Annotated in this window: 1 protein-coding gene; it reads right to left on the bottom strand. The window is 40.0% G+C overall.

Annotated features, from left to right (window positions below; genetic code table 11):
* Nucleotides 1-502 (bottom strand): reverse transcriptase family protein (locus IE178_RS37325; protein ID WP_193515137.1); only part of this gene is annotated, 502 nt, incomplete at both ends.

The following is a 502-nucleotide window of genomic DNA, read 5'->3' as shown; positions in this document are numbered from 1 at the left end:
CCATGAATACAGCAGGGGCATTCGTAACTCCGAACGGCATAACTAAAAATTCATAATGGCCATACCTCGTTCTAAAAGCAGTTTTAGCAATATCTTCTGGTTTTACTTTCAGTTGATGATATCCCGATCTGAGATCAATTTTGGAAAACACTTGTGCACCCTGTAACTGGTCAAATAAATCATCAATACGCGGTAATGGATATTTATTCTTTACAGTTACCTTGTTCAATTCGCGGTAATCAATACACAGTCTCAGTGAGCCATCTTTCTTCTTTACAAACAAAACAGGTGCACCCCACGGTGAAGTACTGGGCCTGATAAACTTCTTGTCTAACAGTTCTTGCAATTGCACCTTCAATTCTTTCAGTTCAGTTGGAGCCATTCTGTAAGGAGCTTTAGATATTGGTTGTGTACCCGGAATCACATCCACAGTAAATTCAATTTCCCTGTCAATCAAATCCCCTGGCAGATCATCTGGAAATACATCTGGGAATTCCTTGCA

The organism is Streptomyces griseoloalbus, from assembly GCA_014650015.1.
Lineage (GTDB): Bacteria > Actinomycetota > Actinomycetes > Streptomycetales > Streptomycetaceae > Streptomyces > Streptomyces griseoloalbus.
The sequence above is the reverse complement of the archived record's forward strand: the minus strand, read 5'-3'. Positions and strand labels throughout refer to the sequence as shown.